The 19,579-nt window shown below is 46.8% G+C and carries 14 protein-coding genes; 13 read left to right on the top strand and 1 reads right to left on the bottom strand.

The annotated features are described in order from the left end of the window. The first annotated feature begins 359 nt into the window (after positions 1-359). From alaS to ACIDITHRIX25_RS96045, 7 genes are all read left to right on the top strand, one after another. Entirely contained in the window at positions 360-2,930 is a 2,571-nt protein-coding gene (alaS, locus tag ACIDITHRIX25_RS96075; RefSeq protein WP_201733256.1) for an alanine--tRNA ligase, read from the top strand. 143 nt (positions 2,931-3,073) lie between these two features. Next, complete coding sequence (ruvX, locus tag ACIDITHRIX25_RS96070; RefSeq protein ID WP_052604151.1) at positions 3,074-3,502, top strand: Holliday junction resolvase RuvX; 429 nt, start codon at positions 3,074-3,076, stop codon at positions 3,500-3,502. 91 nt (positions 3,503-3,593) lie between these two features. After that, the gene (gene mltG / locus ACIDITHRIX25_RS96065; protein WP_201733255.1) at positions 3,594-4,649 is read left to right on the top strand and encodes an endolytic transglycosylase MltG; all 1,056 of its coding nucleotides are present in this window, start codon (positions 3,594-3,596) and stop codon (positions 4,647-4,649) included. Continuing rightward, a complete protein-coding gene (gene aroE / locus ACIDITHRIX25_RS96060; protein ID WP_052604153.1) occupies positions 4,646-5,527 on the top strand; it encodes a shikimate dehydrogenase in 882 nt (293 codons plus the stop codon). The genes mltG and aroE overlap by 4 nt, the downstream gene beginning before the upstream one ends. Before the next feature lie 64 nt (positions 5,528-5,591). Next, a complete protein-coding gene (locus ACIDITHRIX25_RS96055) occupies positions 5,592-7,343 on the top strand; it encodes a GspE/PulE family protein (RefSeq protein WP_201733254.1) in 1,752 nt (583 codons plus the stop codon). Positions 7,344-7,361: 18 nt separating this feature from the next. Continuing rightward, positions 7,362-8,999, top strand: a complete 1,638-nt coding sequence (locus tag ACIDITHRIX25_RS96050; RefSeq protein ID WP_201733253.1) for a type IV pilus twitching motility protein PilT — start codon at positions 7,362-7,364, stop codon at positions 8,997-8,999. Positions 9,000-9,848: 849 nt separating this feature from the next. After that, a complete protein-coding gene (locus ACIDITHRIX25_RS96045; protein WP_201733252.1) occupies positions 9,849-11,069 on the top strand; it encodes a type II secretion system F family protein in 1,221 nt (406 codons plus the stop codon). A 575-nt stretch (positions 11,070-11,644) separates the two neighbouring features. Here ACIDITHRIX25_RS96045 and ACIDITHRIX25_RS96040 read toward each other — a convergent pair. After that, positions 11,645-12,382, bottom strand: a complete 738-nt coding sequence (locus ACIDITHRIX25_RS96040) for an NUDIX hydrolase (RefSeq protein WP_052604198.1) — start codon at positions 12,380-12,382, stop codon at positions 11,645-11,647. A gap of 275 nt (positions 12,383-12,657) precedes the next feature. Here ACIDITHRIX25_RS96040 and ACIDITHRIX25_RS96035 point away from each other — a divergent pair, with 275 nt between their 5' ends. The 6 genes from ACIDITHRIX25_RS96035 to ACIDITHRIX25_RS96010 all read left to right on the top strand — a co-directional run bounded on the left by ACIDITHRIX25_RS96035 (position 12,658) and on the right by ACIDITHRIX25_RS96010 (position 19,043). After that, positions 12,658-13,296, top strand: a complete 639-nt coding sequence (locus tag ACIDITHRIX25_RS96035; RefSeq protein ID WP_201733251.1) for a DsbA family oxidoreductase — start codon at positions 12,658-12,660, stop codon at positions 13,294-13,296. 468 nt (positions 13,297-13,764) lie between these two features. After that, the gene (locus tag ACIDITHRIX25_RS96030; protein WP_200891155.1) at positions 13,765-14,970 is read left to right on the top strand and encodes an acyl-CoA dehydrogenase family protein; all 1,206 of its coding nucleotides are present in this window, start codon (positions 13,765-13,767) and stop codon (positions 14,968-14,970) included. A gap of 393 nt (positions 14,971-15,363) precedes the next feature. Beyond that, on the top strand, positions 15,364-16,509 hold the full coding sequence (locus ACIDITHRIX25_RS96025) for a hypothetical protein (RefSeq protein ID WP_201733250.1): 1,146 nt from the start codon (positions 15,364-15,366) through the stop codon (positions 16,507-16,509). A gap of 156 nt (positions 16,510-16,665) precedes the next feature. After that, positions 16,666-17,850 (top strand): glycosyltransferase family 4 protein, encoded by a 1,185-nt coding sequence (locus ACIDITHRIX25_RS96020; protein WP_052604159.1) that lies wholly within the window; start codon positions 16,666-16,668, stop codon positions 17,848-17,850. 3 nt (positions 17,851-17,853) lie between these two features. Further along, positions 17,854-18,051, top strand: coding sequence for a hypothetical protein (locus ACIDITHRIX25_RS96015; RefSeq protein WP_201733249.1), 198 nt, complete (start codon positions 17,854-17,856; stop codon positions 18,049-18,051). Then, positions 18,045-19,043, top strand: a complete 999-nt coding sequence (locus tag ACIDITHRIX25_RS96010; protein ID WP_201733248.1) for a glycosyltransferase family 4 protein — start codon at positions 18,045-18,047, stop codon at positions 19,041-19,043. Before ACIDITHRIX25_RS96015 ends, ACIDITHRIX25_RS96010 begins: the two co-directional genes overlap by 7 nt. Positions 19,044-19,579: the final 536 nt, after the last annotated feature.

Below are 19,579 nucleotides of genomic sequence, written 5' to 3'. Positions count from 1 at the left end.
CTAACAAGGGTGTCGCACTCGATCGAGGAGGATTGAGGAAGTGGCCTAAGGGTAGATCGTTCGTGAATCTTAGATTTAAAATGAAACAAACTTGTAAAATGAAACAAACTTGGGTCTTTTGATTTTTGTTCGTTTTTTTGTCTCTGACCCATTGATATAATTGACTATAGTTCTCGCTCTGTTTCAATATAACTCTGGCGCATTTTCGGCCTCTGTCTTTAGCGCTGGATGAATCTACTCGACGACTCGTCGTGTCTGGTCTGGCTCAAATTTTCGCGGAAGTAATTTTTAGAGTTGTATAACAACATCGGACTATTCCAACTAAGGGCATGTCGCGTGCTGATAAGATATGCATTCAAATGGAAGCAAATGAACTCAGAAAAGCCTTTACAGATTTCTTCGTAGAGCGCGGTCATACCTTGGTACCGTCAGCCTCGTTGATTCCTCACGATCCTACAGTATTATTTACAGTGGCAGGGATGGTTCCTTTTAAGCCGTATTTCCTCGGTGAAGAACAGCCTGCTTTCAGCCGAGCCACCTCGATTCAAAAATGTATGAGGGCTGGTGGCAAGCACAACGATCTAGATCAAATCGGCCGAACCGCCAGGCATTTAACTTTTTTTGAGATGTTGGGTAACTTTAGTTTTGGAGACTATTTCAAGAACGAAGCAATCCCCTATGCGTGGCAACTTGTCACCGAAGTCTTAGGGTTAGATCCGAACCGCCTTTGGGTCACCGTTCATTTGAGCGATGATGAGGCGGAAGCCATTTGGCGTGATAAAGTTGGCGTAAATCCCAAGAGAATTCAGCGACTTGATGAAGACAACTGGTGGCAAATGGCCGATACTGGGCCGTGCGGGCCATGTTCGGAGATCTATTACGACAAGGGCGAGAGTTACGGTGCCGACGGCGGCCCCGCTTTTGGATCGGACGAGCGATTTCTGGAGATCTGGAACCTGGTCTTTATGCAATACGATAGGGCCGAAGACGGATCCTTGCACTTACTGCCTAAGCCCTGTATTGATACTGGGGCAGGACTAGAGCGAATTCTTCCGGTTATTCAAGGTAAGGGTTCTGTCTATGAGACTGATTTGCTTTGGCCTATATTGGCTGCAGGCGCGGCCTTGATTGGTGCTACCTATGGTCAAGATCCAGAAGTCGATGTGTCATTGCGGATCATGGCGGACCATGCGAGGTCAATGGCATTTTTAGTGGCGGACGGAGTGATACCTTCCAACGAAGGTAGAGGCTATGTACTGCGTCGGATCATAAGGCGGGCTGCGCTTCGAGCATGGCGAATAAAAGACGTAGAGTCTGTAATGATCACCCTCTTAGATGCAGTTATCGATAACTTGGGAGTCGCTTATCCGGAGTTGGTGACTGGAGCGGATTTCATAAAATCCGTGATCGACCGAGAAGAAAAGAGCTTCGCCAAGACGTTGAGAGCGGGATCTAACCTTTTAGATGCTGAACTTGAACGTGGTTTGCCGATCTCTGGGGAGGCGGCTTTTCGCCTTCACGACACCTATGGCTTTCCAATTGAATTGACTCAAGAGATTGCAATGGATCGAGGGGTCGAAGTCGACACTGCGGGTTTTGAAGTTGAAATGGACAAGCAGAGAACGCGTGCTCGTGCGGATCGCAAGGAAAAAGGCGGCGATAACGAGCTCAACGACCGTTATCGAGAGATTTTCGAGACCTTTGGCCCCACTATCTTTAGCGGCTACTCCACATTGGGTGATCAGGGCCGAATTGTTGGGATTTTCAAGTCGGAAGGTCAAGACGATCTCTATGAGGTCTTTTTAGATCGAACTTCCTTCTATGGCGAGCAAGGTGGTCAGGTGGGTGATACTGGCGTAATCTCGACCGAGGGAGTTGTTGGTGAAGTTTTAGATACAAATTTCGCCTTCTCATCGTTGACAAGGCATATCGTTCGAATCCCAAGTGGTGAATTTCGAATTGGACAGAATGTTTCTATGAGCGTCGACCGGGCGCGACGAAATGCAATTCGCAAGAATCATACAGCTACTCACCTTGTTCATAGCGCTCTTCGTTCGGTGCTAGGTGACCATGTAAAGCAACAGGGCTCTTTAGTGGCTCCAGATCGTCTCCGATTTGATTTCTTTCACTGGGGTCCGCTTTTGCCAGATGAGATCATTAAAGTTGAAGAACTCGTCAATGAAGCCATATCGGCTAGTGAAAAGGTGGAGACCAAAGTAGCCTCTAAATCTGAAGCCATGGAGATGGGTGCTATCGCTTTTTTCGGAGATAAGTATGGCGACTCAGTCCGCGTGGTGCGGGCGGGTTCAACGTCTATGGAGTTTTGCGGAGGAACTCACGTAGATGAATTGGGTGCGATAGGGCTCTTCGTGATCACACAAGAGACTTCTATCGGCGCTAACACTCGTCGTATCGAGGCACTTACCGGTCTTGGTGCGCTTAGCTACCTAAAGGCCAAGGCTGCCTTGCTGGGTCAAGTTACAAGTGTTCTTGGCACCTCTGAGACCGAGGTTTTGTCCAGATTGGAACAGATGCGGATCAAAGAAAGAGAGTTAACGTCGACTCTCGCAGGCTACGAAAGAGAGCGACTTTCAAAACTTACAAAGGACCTTTTCTCTCGGATTGACGATGGAATCCTTATTGAACGCCTTGATGGACAGAATCCAAATGCTCTCAAAGAGATCTCCTCCATCTTGAAGTCGCATGTGGGGTTGAAGTTTGTAGCTCTAATTTCACTCTATGATGAAAATAAGGTTGCCTTGATTGCGACGCGAGGCCCGGATTCGTCTATCGACGTCTCGAGCGCGGTTGCTGGCGCAGCAAACGTTCTGGGTGGAGGAGTAGGCAGGAATGCAGATTTTGCTCAAACCGGAGGCAAGAATTATGAAAAGATCGACGAGGCCCTTCAAATCATTAAGAAGTCGATCTAACTAGTTGTTTCTGCAGGGGTTGAACATATTTGGCTTTAGATATAAAGCTCAAATAGCTGGCAATGAGCCTTGTTCAAGTAAATAAGATCGAATTGGTATCGTCAACTATTTGAGTCAACTCATTGTAACTTATAAGGTTTGAAGTGGCTAAGTATGTAGCGTTAGATCTAGGAAAGCGACGTGTAGGCGTCGCAGTTGGCAACAATTTGATTGGGGTAGCTGTTCCTAGCGAATCGTTCCTGGTGAGTGGCGATCTTATGTTAGAGATTGATAAGTTGGTGTCTCATCTGATGGATTACGATCCAAGCGTGATCGTAATCGGCGATCCTGTTTCTTTGAATGGAAGTAGTGGGATCGCTTCGAGCTGGGTACATGAGATTGGTAATGAGATAGCTCGCGTTGGGAAAATAGAGATTGTCTATGTTGATGAGCGCTTGACCACCAGGTCGGCGACGAGGGAACTTGCTCAAACGGGCCAGAGAGGGAAAAAATTGCGTAGCCGAGTTGATTCAGCGAGTGCAGCTGTAATTCTTTCTTCTTATTTTGATACTATCAATGGTCACGATTCGTGAGTATGGGTTTGTCCGAGGTCTCCAAGGGTAGTTTGTTTATCTGTCCAGCAAGACGCTCTGTTAACTCTAGGTATTCAAGGGGAGTCTGATTTTGGTTGTAGAAGACCACGACCTTACTAAAAGGCGTCGAGTGACCCTTAGGGGTAAGGTCATCATTGGCATCCTCTCCATAGTGTTTATCGTGATAATTAGCGCTTTCCTAGCTTGGTCTTCTTACCAAAGAGGGATATCTGGAGCAATTAAAGGTTCGGTCGTGAATCTTTTGATAAAGAGCGGAGATAATTATTCTATTGTCGGACGTGAACTCGCAGGGTTAGGAGTGATTCGTTCTAGTTTTTATTTCGACATTTACCTGAAGCTAAATGCTCCTCCTTCCCTTCTTCCAGGTGAGTATACTTTTCATAAGAATGAGTCGGCCAAAGCTGTAATTTCGGTCTTTCGAGGTGGCGCCAATGAGTATCGCCTGACCATCATTCCAGGGATGACCGTAGCTCAAATAGCTCATCAAGTTGCTAAAATTCCAGGTCATAGCCTCAAGAGTTTTGATAAAGCTCTATCGAAGGGCAACTTTAAAAGTCCATTTCTTCCTCCTGGTTCGACAAATTTGGAGGGTCTTTTGAGCCCTAACACATATTTTGTTCTTCCAAATGAGCCCGATAGTCAATTGATCCAAGAGATGCTGGATGAGACCACAAAAGTTGCTTCTCAGGCAGGTCTATCGCCAAGCACCAGGTTTGATTCCATCAGCGCCTATCAGGTTTTGATAGTCGCATCTTTGATTCAGCGTGAAGCTTTGTTGAGTGGGGACTACGCCAAGGTTGCTAGGGTGATATACAATCGGCTCGCTATACCGATGAACCTGCAGTTTGATTCGACTGTTCTCTATGGACTTGGCTTGACTGGTGGTTCGCCTACTTATCAACAACTTAAGGTGGCTACCCGGTATAATACTTATTTGAATCCTGGATTGCCACCAACGCCCATCAGCGCTCCTGGAGAAAGCGCTATTCACGCAGCGCTAAATCCTGCAAGTGGGCCGTGGATATATTTCGTAACTGTTAGCTCAAATGGAGCAGAGGCATTTTCAACAACCTATAGTCAGCAGTTAGCTAATGAAGCTTTAGCTGGCCAGAGAGGGCTAGGATGACAAATTTTGAAGTTGAGGCTCACCTATCATCGTGGGCCTGGCCCACCGGAGCCACTAAAGTTTTAGCCGTAATAGGTGACCCTGTGGATCATTCGCTTTCTCCGGTGATTCACAATGCAGCTATAAGACGTTTGGGTTTGGACATCGTATATGTGGGTTTTAAGGTCGCACGCCAAGATATAGAGAGCGCGATGGCGGCCGTGCGTATCTTTGGGATCCAGGGACTGTCGGTGACAATGCCTCTCAAGAAGGAGATCATACCTTTTCTCGATTCGGTAACAGAGCGTGCTCGTTTACTGCAGAGTGTAAATGTGGTCTATCGAAAAGGTGATCAGCTCATTGGTGATTCTACCGATGGCCCAGCTTTGGTCGAAGCTCTTCGAGAAGATCATGGTATTTCAGTTAAAGGCAAATCTGTGGCAGTGATCGGTAGCGGCGGTGCCGGACGGGCGATCTGCCTAGCTCTAGGTGAGGCTGGGGTTGGTGAGGTATACGTGGTGTCGCGAAACCTCTCGACAGCTGCAGTTGCAGCAGAGCTAGCTGGATCAGTAGGCTTTGTGGGAGTCCCCGCCGATATTGCGCGAGCCGATATCGTAATCAATGCGACCCCGGTTGGAATGGCTGGTACTCAACTTAGTGGTTTGAGTCCTATCACCCCTGACCAGCTTTCATCTGGTCAATTTGTCTACGACATAGTTTATTATCCGGTGCAGACACCCCTGATGGAAGTGGCTGCGTCCAAGCATTTAGAAGGTGGCTCAGGAGTCTCTATGTTGGTGCAACTTTCAAAGATAGCCTTTGAACTTTGGACGGGAGTTGAGCCGCCGCTTGAAGAGATGAGAGCTGCGGCCAAAGCCGAAACTCTGCGCCGAAGCTGAGTATTCGCTTCGACTTCACAAATAGTGTTGAAGTTTTGGTTAGTAACTGACGAAAATGAAGTTGATGACTTTCCCGGTCCCACCTTCAACGCAGTTAGAACGTAATCAAAGCGCTCGCCAGAGTGGGGTAGGTGGTATCCTTTCCCCCTTAGCTCGGTTTTTGCTTCAAGATGGCGTGGTCTCGGAGGAGAACCTTCACAAGGCTGCAGACGAACAGAGAAGGCGTAACGTACCCCTGTCACGGGTATTGATCGAGAACAACTTAGTCGACGAAGCCATTCTTGGAAAGATCCTAGCTACACGTTTGGGGCTAGAATTCGTAGATCTAAATAGAATATCCGTTGACCCAGCTGCTTCATCTTTGATAACACGTAATCTTGCAGTCAAGCATGAGATGATTCCTATTTCATTTAGGGATGCGCGGGTGGTGGTGGCAGCGGCCGACCCCAACAATGTGCAGGGAATTGACGACTTTCGAGCATATATTCGTAGGGATATTGTCCTTGTTGTCGCCTCAAGAACTGCCGTGCTTTCAACTATCGATCGTATGGTTGGAATCGGAAATGAATCCGTAGAGGCAAATGCCATAGCGGCCGCTGAGGTTGCCGATTCGTCTAGTAATGAAAATGCCTCTGCACTCAAAGAGGTGGCCGAAGAAGGACCGATCGTAAAGTTAGTAAATGCGACAATTGCTCAAGCGGTAAATGATCGGGCTAGCGACGTTCATGTGGAGCCACAAGCAGATGGAGTTAGGCTTCGGCATCGTATTGATGGAGTGCTTCACGAAGTGTCGATGCTTCCAAAGAATCTGCAAGCAGGGATTATCTCACGCATCAAGATAATGGCGGATCTTAATATTGCCGAGCGGCGAGTGCCTCAGGATGGGCGGATTTCAGGAGTTATTGGGGGCCGATCGATTGATCTTCGAGTTGCTACCCTTCCAACCAATTATGGCGAGAAGGTAGTGCTTCGAATTTTAGAGAACGCTACTGCGATGATGGACTTGGCAGATCTGGGGTTTCTGTCGGACTCCTTAGCGCTCTATCAAGCCTCTTTCAAAAAGCCCTACGGAACAATTTTAGTTACTGGACCTACCGGTTCTGGTAAGTCCACCACGTTATATGCAACGCTGAATGTCTTGAATTCGCCAGAGAAAAACTTGATTACGGTTGAGGATCCGGTTGAGTATAGAATTCCAGGCATCAACCAGGTTCAAGTCAACTATAAGGCTGGCCTCAACTTTGCATCAGCCCTGAAATCGATTTTGCGTTCAGATCCAGATATCGTCATGGTTGGCGAGATTCGAGACCAAGAGACTGCGGTTATCGCGACGGAGTTAGCGCTAACTGGCCACCTAGTTCTGTCCACTCTTCACACAAATGATGCGGCATCCACTCCTGCTCGCTTGATTGAGATGGGCGTGGAGCCCTATCTGGTTTCAAGCGCACTTGACTGCATTGTGGCTCAACGTCTAGCGCGGCGTCTCTGTGATAATTGCAAAGTGGCCTATGCACCAACTAGAGCTGAGCTCGCTCCTCTTAATCTTGATCGCTGGGGGCTTGAAGTACCTCCGAATTTGTACAAGGCCGAGGGATGTGGTGTTTGTTCTAATACGGGCTACAAGGGACGCTTTGCAATTCATGAAGTTCTCGTGGTAACTGATGACGTAGAGCGTCTTATTGCTGGGAATGGTAATAGCCATGATATTCGCGATTTGGCAATGGCCAAAGGAATGATACCCATGAAGGTTGCTGGATTGCGGCAGGTTTTAGGCGGAAATACAACTTTGGATGAGATATTTAGAGTTGTTTCATGAGTCAAGGATTAGACCTAGGTGCTAGATAAGACAAAGGCGATTGCAGCATTAGTCCGGAATGGGATCTCAGATCCGGATCGCTTGGAGGGACTAACCAAAGATTCTTCGGGTGTGATTGAATTCGTAGACATTGTGGCTCGAGAATTTCAGTTGTCTCATGATAATCTTTTGGCCACCGTCTCTGAATCCAACTCCGTAAAATATAGCGATGGACCTTCTGTGGTTCGATCTTCAATGGTGGATAAGCTCGCCTCTTTGGAGTTGTTTAAACGATTCTGGGTGGTCCCGTTCTTGGTCGTCGACGGGAGGCTGCAGATCTCGACTTTGGATCCTTACTCTGACGGTGTGATTTCGAAGCTCAAGAGTGCCTTGGTCGGCTATGGCATTGATATGGTCCAAGTATCTCGATCATCAATGGTGGAGATTGCCACCTCGATCTTTGGATCGGCGATATCTAAAGAGTTCGAGGAGTCAAATCCTCTTTCTCAAGGTGAATCCGATTCTAAATCAATTGGCGTTTCGGATCGTTTAGTATCGATGGCGCGAATGGATGCGTCGATACCCTCAATTGCTGAATTATTGCGAGTTACATCCGACCAAAGAGGATCAGACCTCCATTTGACCGTTGGGGCGAGTCCCACAATAAGGGTTGATGGTCGACTGATAAGGCTCGATCAATATCCAATTCTAAAGCCGCAAACTATAAGGGAATTGATCTATTCCATACTCACTGATTCGCAGCGGGATCGCTTTGAAGCCAGCCGTGAGCTTGATGTTTCCTATGGCGTTGCGGGAATTGGGCGTTTTAGGGTAAATGTATTCATGCAGCGCTCCAGTCTGGGTGCAGTTATGCGATCGATTCCCGACAAGATCGCCACTCTGGAAAGTTTGGGTTTACCTAAGGTCGTTTCTTCATTTGCGGATATCCCAAGGGGTTTGGTTTTGGTCACCGGCCCTACTGGCTCAGGCAAGTCAACTACACTTGCCTCGCTCGTTGATAGTATAAATGCATCCCGTGAGTGCCATATAGTCACGGTCGAGGATCCGATTGAGTTTTTGCATAGCCACAAGAAGGCGTTGATCAATCAAAGAGAAGTTGGCGAGGACACCTTTGGCTTTGCGGAAGCGTTACGTCATGTATTACGTCAGGATCCCGATGTCATACTAGTTGGTGAGTTGCGCGATCATGAGACGATCTCAATGGCGCTCACTGCCGCTGAGACTGGTCATGCTGTATATGCGAGCCTTCACACTCAGGACGCCCCACAGGCTATAGATCGAATTATAGATGTCTTTCCATCGCATCAGCAATCCCAAGTCAGAGTACAAGTTGCTTCGAGCCTTCAAGGGATCGTTACTCAGCAACTCTTACCGCTGGCAAGCGGGCATGGCCGGACGGTTGCAGCGGAGGTATTGGTAATTACTCCAGCTATACGCAATTTGATTCGAGAGGCAAAGATCCACCAGATCTATTCATCCATGCAAGCCGGTGGAGCCTTTGGCATGCAGACCATGGAAGTGGCGCTCGCTCAGCTTGTAAGGGCTAGAACGGTAACGCCCGAAGCGGCACTGAGGGGCTCTTCGAACCCCGACGAACTCCGCAGGCTACTCTCTTCTTCCAACTCTTCCCCTTCTCAGCTACGCAGGGGCGCTTAAGACCATCTTGGCGCTTTTGGGTGGAAATGGCGTTTGACTCTAAGACGCGTCTTTAAAATCTGGGTACCCATCGGAGATAGGTAGGGGTTTGCACTAAGCATGTCAACGGGACCAGAAAGAGAGTCGATCGATAATATTTTGATCCTGTAGCGGAGGATCTTGCCTTGCTTGTCAAGTTGACTCCTTGTTTTGGTAGATAAGCCACCTTCATTTTGCTCTGTTGGGTTGAGGAGCTGATCCGATGGCGTTGGTTTGAGTGGTTATGGATTTATAACATCACTGACACGAAGATTCGCATCTATCAAGTTACCCAAAATAGTCCAAGAATTCAGCCAAAGCTGATCTACCAAAGCGATATCAGGGGTGGTTGTCCGTCCCAAGACACAAGGCTGTCGTAACGTCGATAGTGGCAATCTATGAGTGATAAAAAACTTTTCACTTTTGTCACAAGGACTACGGCTATATCTTGAAATCGCCGTGGTGACTCTTTTTGAGTGGTTATAGCATTTTCGAGGTGCCAAGCTTGACTTTTGGATCAGAAACGCTATTCCAGCGTTTTTCTCGCGGAGGAGTTGGATTATCTGTCTCTGGGGGGTTTTAGGTTGAGCGATAGCCTTAGTAAAAACGGGGGATCTAGCTGTCTCCACTAGAGCAACTGGCAGATTTTGGTTAAGATGACCTTTCTTGGAGATGCGAAAGCATAAACGATTTTACAACGGTATTGATAGCGTCGATACGAATTTTTGAGATCCGTGGTGATGCGATTTCGGGTTTTTATTACAGGTTCACATTCCAAGCGGTCGAAAGAGTAAGTGTGGAATATTCCCCGAGATATTTGAAGGTGCGGTTGTGAAGACTTTTGAATACCAAGCACGTGATCGAAAGACCGGCGGAAAGATATCCGGTGTGATCGATGCAGAGAGTGAAGGCAGGGTAGCCGAACGCCTTCATGAGATGGGCTATCTTCCCGTTTCAGTCAAATCCAAGAATACGGTTGCTCTCTCGATGGAGATTCGGATTCCTGGTATCTCTGATCGTGTCAGTGCTGACGATTTAGCAACATTTTCCCGACAGTTTGCAACTATGATTTCAGCGGGCTTGCCGTTGGTGCGCTCGCTTGTAATTCTTTCAACTCAGGTTGAAAATAAGACACTAGCGGCTGCTCTAGTCAAGATTCGACAGGAGATCGAGAGGGGTTCATCGCTCTCGGTTGCTTTGGCTATGCATCCAAAGATCTTCGATCGTCTCTTTGTGTCGATGGTGAGAAGCGGCGAAGTCGGTGGTGTTTTGGATCGCGTTCTTCTCGATCTGGCCACCACTTTAGAGAATGCAGCCTCGATTCGTCGCAAGATTAAATCGGCGATGACCTATCCTGTTGCGGTGTTGATCTTGGTTGTTTTGATTTTGACGGCGATGCTTCTGTTTGTAGTTCCTCAATTTAAGTCGATCTTTGCATCCTTGCATGGCACGCTTCCGACCCCAACATTGATATTGCTTGACATCTCCCATATCATGGTTTCCTACTTTTTGGAAGTGGCACTAGTTGTCGCTCTCCTCATATACCTATTACGTAGGTATATTCGCACCGAAAAGGGGCGGATTGTAAAGGATAAGTTGGTTCTGAAGGTGCCGATTTTCGGCAAACTTCTACATAAATCAGCGGTGGTTAGATTCTGTCGTACACTATCGTCGTTAGTTCGATCGGGAGTTCCGCTTCTGGAGGCACTCGATATCACCAAGGGAACAGCTAATAATACGCGTTTTGAATCCGCTATTTCTGCAATGCAAAACGGTGTGAAACAGGGAGTTTCACTTTCGACGACAATGGCTCAACATGATATATTTCCTCCTATGGTTACACAGATGGTGGCAGTAGGGGAAGAGACTGGCGAAGTTGATACAATGTTGGCCAAAATAGGGAACTTTTACGCCGAGCAAGTCGAGGCGATGGTTGCATCACTTTCATCACTTTTGGAGCCGGTCCTGATTGTGGTCCTGGGAGGGGTCGTCGGTTCTATGGTGATCTCACTATATCTGCCAATGTTCAATGTCATCAAGCTTATAAAATAGGATCCAGAAGCTGCTATTTTTCGGTTCTCCTGATCGTTCTTTCTAGCTTGGCTTTTTTGGATCGATTGCTCGAATTTTCAATCTGTCGGATCAAAAAGCATATTTGTGTCAATTGCCTTGGATCAATGATTTACAAAGCCAGCTTCGGTTGAAGCGTTTCAAAACGTCCTGAAGTATTATGGCTAGCGGTTTTTACTTCCATGATGGACCGAAACACTAATGTCCCCTCCAATTAGAGCGTTGATCTAATTTTCTGATGAATAAGGATGATCTTCTTATGACGAATTGATTAGACCCACAGAGTTTGACTCCCCGACGAATCTTTATTGCAGTCGGAGCACGCCTCTTCTTGAGCCTCTTATTTTTAGCCATGTACCAAAAAACACCATCGGGGACGATGGGCGAAAAGGTGCCTCGACTCTTTGGAGTTTGCAATGAGACCTCTTTTTATTACTCTCTTATTGAAGATTTGTTCGATGAACAGCAGCTTTGCTTGAGACCGATCGCAAAAGCGTGGTTTGCGTATGTAATAGTTGGTCTTTGAAACTTTTACGGACTCTTTTGGACTTCCCGTGCTAGGTGTTGATTTCAGAGCGTAAAATTGGTGGGTGAAGGTGAGTTGCTGACCCCCGAAGATAAAGAGCAGCGGGCCTGCCTCCGCGGTTTCCTGGGACTCCCGCCTTGCCAGCAGGAAGGACAAACCCTTTGGTTGAGAGCACTTTGCGTCGAAAGTTGGCAACATCAGGAGCCTTGCCCCAAACTGCCTCGTAAACTCCTCGGATGTCGGCTAGTGAGAATGGCTCGTTTACGAATGCGGTCGCTAGTGTTGTGTATTCCAATTTTGATCGAACGCGTTCGATAGCATCCGTGACAATAGTGTCATGATCGAAAGCCAGCGGGATCCTCTCTGCCTTGTCACCGCGTCCAAGTGCCAGTGAATCCACGGGCCAAAACTTTGCTTGAGACACATCTCCTCCCGCAACTGGTCGATCTAAGTTTGCCACAAGAGCCACGTGTGCTACTGAGACGACTCTCATCCTGGGATCACGCTTTGGGTTGCCGTAGGTTCCTAGTTGTTCGAGGTGCATTTCACTTGCGTCTAACCCAGTTTCTTCGGTGAGTTCGCGCCGGGCGGCATCTTCAACATCTTCTTCGGGAAGGACAAATCCACCTGGAAGTGCCCAGTAATTCGAGAAAGGATCCTCGCCTCTGCAAATTAAAAGCACACAGAGTTTTCCATAATTCACGGTAAAGATCGCCAGGTCGACCGTTAGTGCAAATTGGGGTTGATGGGTCTGATTTGTTCGGGTCATTATCAATTCGTAAGGAATCTTGTAACGGTTGATTGCAATTGGTACCTTGATATCAGAGTTGACTATAGATCTACGAGTTGATTTTATCTCATTTTGTGAATCTTGACTAAAGAAAGTTCCAGACTCCCACCTCGCTTGGTGCCGTGACGGCTCTGAGTAATTTAATACTAGGGCAAGCGCGCTGAGCAACGATGATTATTTTGATCAATGGACTAAAAGAACCGTATGCTTAGTTATCTTTATTAGAAATAAGTATGACAATTATGGACGTGTAAATGAAAATCGAGATCTTCGCAGATATAGTCTGTCCATGGTGTTTCGTTGGGCGTCGGCGACTAGATGAGGCGCTTACCTATTTCGACCATAGTGACGATGTCGTTATCTCCTATAGAAGCTTCGAGCTCGACCCAGGTGCGCAACTTTATTCAGGTGCATCGATTGTTGAGCTGATTTCGAAAAAGTACAACGTTACGCTCGAAGAGGCTAGGGGCTTCAATGAGAATCTTCTAAATATTGGCGTGGAACTTGGAATTGACTTCGACTTTGAGAAGATGTCGCCTACAAATAGCTTCGATGCTCACCGTCTGGTTCAGTTGGCCATCAAAAGTGGCCTTGGAGAAGAGATGGTGGAATCTTTGATGAAAGGATACTTCGAAGATGGTGCATTGATTTCGGATCATGAACAACTCGCTAGCATGGCCAGTCGCGCTGGAATGGACTTCTCGCGTGTGAGTGAAGTTTTACGGAGCGATGAGTTTGCCATAGAGGTCCGACGAGACGAATCTTTTGCTGCCTCGATTGGTGTAAGCGGTGTGCCCTTCTATTTGATCGAAGATAAATATGCGATATCGGGTGCTCAGGATACTATGACTTTTGTCTCTGCTATGACGGCGGTATGGTCTAAGCTCAAATGACTCCAAATTTGGAGATACTTTGCCACATGGATATAGCCCTAGCTCGAACACTATTTCGACTTGAAGGCCGTTTTAGCCATCATTGAGATCACAAATGTTGCCTTTTGCTTGAGGTCCAAAGTCTAGGGTGGCTGATTTGTTCGAGTGGTTGGAAATTATTGGCGCTAGCTCTTTCTTCCTACGATCGAACATTGGCACAGCCTAGAGGAGTTGGCCGTTTTTTTTGGATTAAATTTGCCTTGTCTTGATTTGGGGTCGGCAGTTTTTTGATTACGCGCTTGATTCTGAGTTACGCGCTAGTGATTTTGCCTTTGATACAGGGATGTCATGGTTATGTAATCTTTCTCTGTAACTTTTCTTATTGAGATCTCCTAACTAATTTGATCGAATTCAGATTTACCCAAACGAACCTTTGTGTTGGTTGTATGCTTCGATCTGTAAGAGACTGATATATCCGGGGTAATGACTATGGATTTTGAATATAGCCCGAAGGCAAAGGACCTACAAAATCGTCTTTTGGCCTTCATGGACGAAGCTGTATACCCAGCTGAAGAGGTGTACGAGGAGCAAATGAGAAGCTCTGGTGATCCTCATTTTTATCCTCCGATAATTGAAGATTTGAAGAGCCAAGCTCGCTCGCGAGGTCTGTGGAACTTGTTTTTGCCACACAAGACTGAATGGACCGAGGGACTCTCTAATCTCGACTATGCGCCACTTGCGGAGATTTCAGGGCGTAGCCATTTGGCACCAGAAGCGATCAATTGTGCCGCTCCAGACACGGGGAATATGGAGATCCTCACAATGTTTGGAACAGAGGAACAGAAGGAAGAGTGGTTGAGGCCACTGCTTCATGGCGAGATCCGATCGTGTTTTTCTATGACCGAACCAGCGGTAGCCTCGAGTGATGCTTCCAATATCGAATGTTCGATTACCCGAGATGGTGACGAATACGTTATAAATGGGCGCAAGTGGTGGTCTTCTGGAGCCTCATCGTCGCGTTGTAAAGTGGCAATAGTTATGGGTAAGACCGATCCCAAGGCCTCTCCTTATCAGCAGCAATCTATGATTTTGGTACCTCTGGATACCCCTGGGGTTAAGTTGATCAGAGACCTGACGGTATTTGGCTATACCGACAGGGAGGGCCACGGAGAGATTCACTACGACAACGTCCGGGTTCCAATATCGAATCTTCTTGGAGAAGAGGGTAGCGGTTTCGCAATTGCTCAAGCTCGTTTAGGACCAGGGCGCATCCATCACACGATGCGTTCCATAGGTGCCGCAGAGAGAGCCTTAGCACTTATGTGCAAGCGAGCACGAAGCAGAGTGGCCTTTGGTAAAACTTTGGCAGAGCAAGGCACAATTCAGACTTGGATTGCGGATTCTAGAATAGAGATTGACCAAGCTAGGCTTTTGACATTGTATGCAGCTTGGCTGATGGATACCGTTGGAAATAAAGGGGCGCGAACCGAAGTCTCTGAGATCAAAGTGGTCGCACCTAATGTTGCTCTTAGGGTGATTGACCGTGCTATTCAAGTTTACGGGGGCGCTGGCGTTAGCGAGGATACTCCGTTGGCAAGGATGTACGCCGGTCAAAGGACATTGAGGCTGGCCGATGGTCCAGACGAGGTGCATCGCATGACTATCGCCCGCCGAGAGCTTAGAAAACACGAATAGTATCCCTAGCTTTTGATATCTGGTTGCCTTGATAATGCGCCCAACGTTGACTAAGCCGTAATGATTCGGCGAGGTCAGCGTTGGGCGTAGATTATTGTCCCGTAGCGCGTTTCTCGTTATGAATCGGCGGCTTTCTCAGTTGAAGCCTTTTGTAATAAAAGTTCCTGATAGCTCAGCTTTGGAAAGATAACAGATTTTGGGTAAATTTAATGATCTCACAAGGTGGCGTCTTTGAACCTTCTAACCAAGTCATAGTCTTACTTGATTCTGGTTTTGTGCCCCTTTATCCAGGAGAAGACAAATAGGGCCAATTGTTCTGGTGGCGCTTCAACTAAACTTCCTACATATGCTTTTAATGAGCAAATGTTTAGGCGGATAAGGTGGGAAATCGTTTTGGGCAAGGCAGAACCACGATCTCAAGATAACGAGACCAGCAAAGTTGATCCAGAGTTTTCCAGCGAGAGGGTGCAGGGATATCTCGCGGAAGCTGTAGCGATTACAAATGAAAGCACCGAAACGGCCGAGGCGCTCGCATTCGTGGAGGAGATGCAGGCTAAGATCGATTCCCGCGTAAAAACCCTTAGGGCTTCTGGCGCATATCCACCTTCTCTTTTGGCTCGCGTAAATGGCTACTATGAGTCGCTAAAGCCAATTGGAAGTGGGCACTCTAAAGCGGACTTCGAAAAGATACTTCTTATCACCGATCGTGTTGCCTACATGGATGTAGATGTGCCCACTGGATCGTCTAAGCCGGGAGTTTCCTATGTAAAAAAGGTATTACGTATGGCAATGGCCTGGTACCTCAATTACATGGCACAACAATTCAATAATTTTACATCGAATTTAATGCGGCTTTTGACGGTAGTCGATCATCGTTTGACTGCGTTAGAGGAAAAGGCCGTTACCATTGAATCGCCCAAGCTCGATATCGTCGGAGTAACCGCATCATTGGTCTTACATGCTTCATTGGTTGATGAGATTGTGGGCGAACTCACAAACGTCAATGGTCGAATCCTGGTCGCCGAATTTGGAAGAGCGCAAGTGCTTGAGGCACTTGCCTCTGAGAAGAAGGATTTTTATGGGATCGAGACTAGGACGGAGTTCTTGGATCTAGGCGAGTTGGCTTCTTATGATGTTCGCCAAAGTAGCATCCTTGAGCACCTCTTGGCAGTCGGCAATTCATCTCTTGATGGGTTGGTGGTAAGCGGAATTGTAGATAGGGGATCAATTCAAGAAAAGACCGCTTTGCTTTTTGGAGCGAAAAGAGTGTTAAATCAAGGGTCCAAATTGATTCTCGTGAGTTCCACGATGGAGCACTTTTCCAAAGTCGAGAACCATATGGAGTTTGATCTGTCTATCGGTCGCCCATTTTCTAGTTCGACTTGGACCTCGATCTTGACCAAACTCGGGTTTTCTCACGTGAAGGTCGTGGAAGCAAAGGATGGCTGTGGCTGTTTAGTGATTGCGAATAATACTAAAGTCTCGCCTTTATCTTCGTTGGCGGATTTTGGTATCAAAGAGAACAAGCCCGATAATTAGTTTGCGTCTCGCCAGCCGTAAGGTGCGTAGTGTTTTACTTACCCTATGGATTTTGGTTCCGTTGTTTTTATAAGGAGCTAATTAGCTTTTGATTGCTTCCTGGCAATTATTAATAAGTTTTAGTTGGCAGATAATTTTGGATTGTAGGACCCAGTAGTGGCGGGAATTCATCAATTTATACCAGTTCTATCGCGGGGCGATGGTACCTCTAACAATGCGTTAGCGATCACACGACGTATTCGGGAAGTTGGCATTGACTCTAGGATCTATCTCGTTGAAAATTTTTCAGGTGAGGAAGGTTATTTCTATAGCGACTATCTGAAGGTGATGGATCCCCAAGATATACTCATCTATCACCTAGCTACTTCTTCACCGATTCCTATATTTTTGGATTCGCTGCCCAATAGGGTTGTGGTTCTATATCAAAATTTGACTCCCGCCTCCTACTTTGCGCCTTACGATCTCCTTGGGGCGGTTGGGCAGGAGCAAGCTCGCGCAGAGCTCTCTTTGCTCGCTCGAAGATCGACAATGGGAATTGCTCCTTCCCGCTTCAATGGCAACGATATGATTGAATGCGGATACGCAAATGTAGAACAGGTTCCTATAATCTTTGACACCTCTGATTTTATGGGTGAACGAGACCCAGCAGTTGAGCGGATGCTTTGGGATATCAATCAGAGGGGTTTTTCTAATTGGTTATTTGTGGGAAGAATCGTTCCCAATAAGGCACAAGAACACCTAATAATGGCTCTTGGTGCACATAGAGAAATCTATGGTGACAATGCGATGCTGCACATTGTCGGTCGTCCAACATATCCAGCCTATTTGGACTCTCTCTATCGCCTCGCCGTCGAATTGGGGCTAGACAAAAGGGTAAACTTTGTCCTTGGTGTATCACCTAAAGAGCTAGCGAGCTTTTATGCAATGGCGGATTTGTTTATATCTGCTTCTGAACACGAGGGGTTTGGCATGCCGCTCGTGGAGGCAATGTTTCATGGATTGCCAGTTCTAGCTTATGGTAAGGCGGCGGTTCCAGAGACTGTGGGCAAGGGTGGCATTGTCCTAGATACTCGGGATCCGATAGTAGTTGCTTCTTGGGCGCATGAGATCACCAACTCATATTCTCTTTCGAGCGCGATGGCTGAACTTGGTCGAAGTCGCCTTATGGAGCTTGCTCCTTCTGAGACTGTAGCTATCTTGGATAAAGTTTTAGAGAAGTTACTTTCGGAATGTGGTCTTGATGGGCTAGGAGATTTTTCAAGACCATCTTCGCTCATAGCCGATAAAGGCTCCAATGGTATTTTAGGCTCGCAACCATTGGTCAACTCGAGTAGAGATTGATCGATGCATTCGTCGAAGTTTAGAGTAACTTTTGTAGTTCCACGTTATGGCAAAGAAGTATTTGGCGGAGCAGAAAATGCGGCTCGGATGTTGGCTGAAGCCTTGGCAACACGCGAAGAGCTAGAGGTAAATGTCCTTACTACCACGGCTTTATCTCATCTTGATTGGTCGAATAACCTTCCCCGGGATCGTCGTTGCTAAACAATGTCTCCATTGAACGATTCTCCATCGATGCTGGCCGTAGAAGCGACTTTGAATATATTTCGCGAAGGATGCTGTCAGCGCCTAAGTCTTTTAGCCGACAAGAATCATTGGATTTGATCAATTGGCAAGGGCCAGTATCAAATCAACTTATTGAGTCGATAGCAACCTGTGACTCTGATGTTGTAGTTTTTTATCCCTACCTCTACCATACAACGGTACAGGGAGTACTCAGTTGTCCAGTACCCAGCGTCCTTCATCCTGCAGCTCACGATGAGCCGATTATAGATCTAGCTATCTACAGAGATGTATTTGCTAAGGTTCAGGGTCTTGTTTATCATACTTATGCCGAGCGCGCCATCGTCGAGCGGCGATTTGGAGTCGCCTCCAAGAAGAGTATCGATCTTGGCATGGGTTTTCGGACTTATGAAGGTCTCAGGGGTAATGTGTGTGAGCGGTCTGGATTGAACGGGAAGGAGTTCATCCTTTGTTTGGGGCGCGTGGAAGCGAAAAAGGGATCGGTGCTTCTGGCAAGACTCTTTCATGAATACAAGGTTCGCAACCGAAGTGGAGTGCAACTTGTGTTCGCGGGTGCGATTTCAGAGGCCGGTCCGGGATTTGTGGATGTGAGATACTTGGGAGAGGTTTCGGAAGCGGACAAGGCGGAGCTGTTGGAAAAGGCCACGATTGTGATATCTCCATCAGCATATGAGTCATTTGGTATTGTCCTTCTTGAAGCTTGGAATGCATCCAAGGCTGTAATTGTCAATAGGGATTGTGCTGCAACTTACGAACTGGCTCGTTCTTCAAGGGGTGCATTGTCTTTTGAGGATTATGGGACATTCGAGGAATCTCTTCATGTTTTGTTGGAGAATAGAAAATATCGCGACCTCTTGGCGAAAAATGGCAAGCGTTATATACGGCAAAACTTCTCCTGGGACGTCCTCGCTAAGCGGTACTTGGATTTTTTGCGTTCGGTCGCAAGGGTATGATTAGATATTTAAATATTTAAGATAATGTAGATCGATCCTTTATGATCTATTGATTATTACTAAAGTTGCTTATTCAAAGAGAATCGCGGACAACTACTCTTTTGCGAAATTGTCATGTTTTTTCTGGGTTAGTTTCTGTCGTTTTACACACTCCTTGATGAGGATGGACTAATTAATTATGTTGGAAAATCATAATTAGTGCTGTCATTTTCGGTGAAGTTGTCAATTTAAAGTCTGTTGGCGTCAGGCCGATCTATGGACATCGCGGATATGATTGCATGATTTTTGCCTTTAGTTTTTCTGATTGCCGTTCGGTGGATTTTAAATATGACGCTATTTTTGATAAAAAGACCGATTAATGATGCATATTTTTAAGGCTGTAATTGTTTCCATGACTGTTTGGAATCTTACTGAAGGAAGACCTTTGTCTTGGATTCGATCCTGATTTTAGATTCTTTTTCGTCCAGTTTGACCCGTTTTGTCGAATCAATGGTTTGGATATTTCTTTTGGACTGGTCGCAACGATGACTTTATGC

It is taken from the genome of Acidithrix sp. C25 (genome assembly GCF_904848545.2).
The sequence above is the reverse complement of the archived record's forward strand: the minus strand, read 5'-3'. Positions and strand labels throughout refer to the sequence as shown.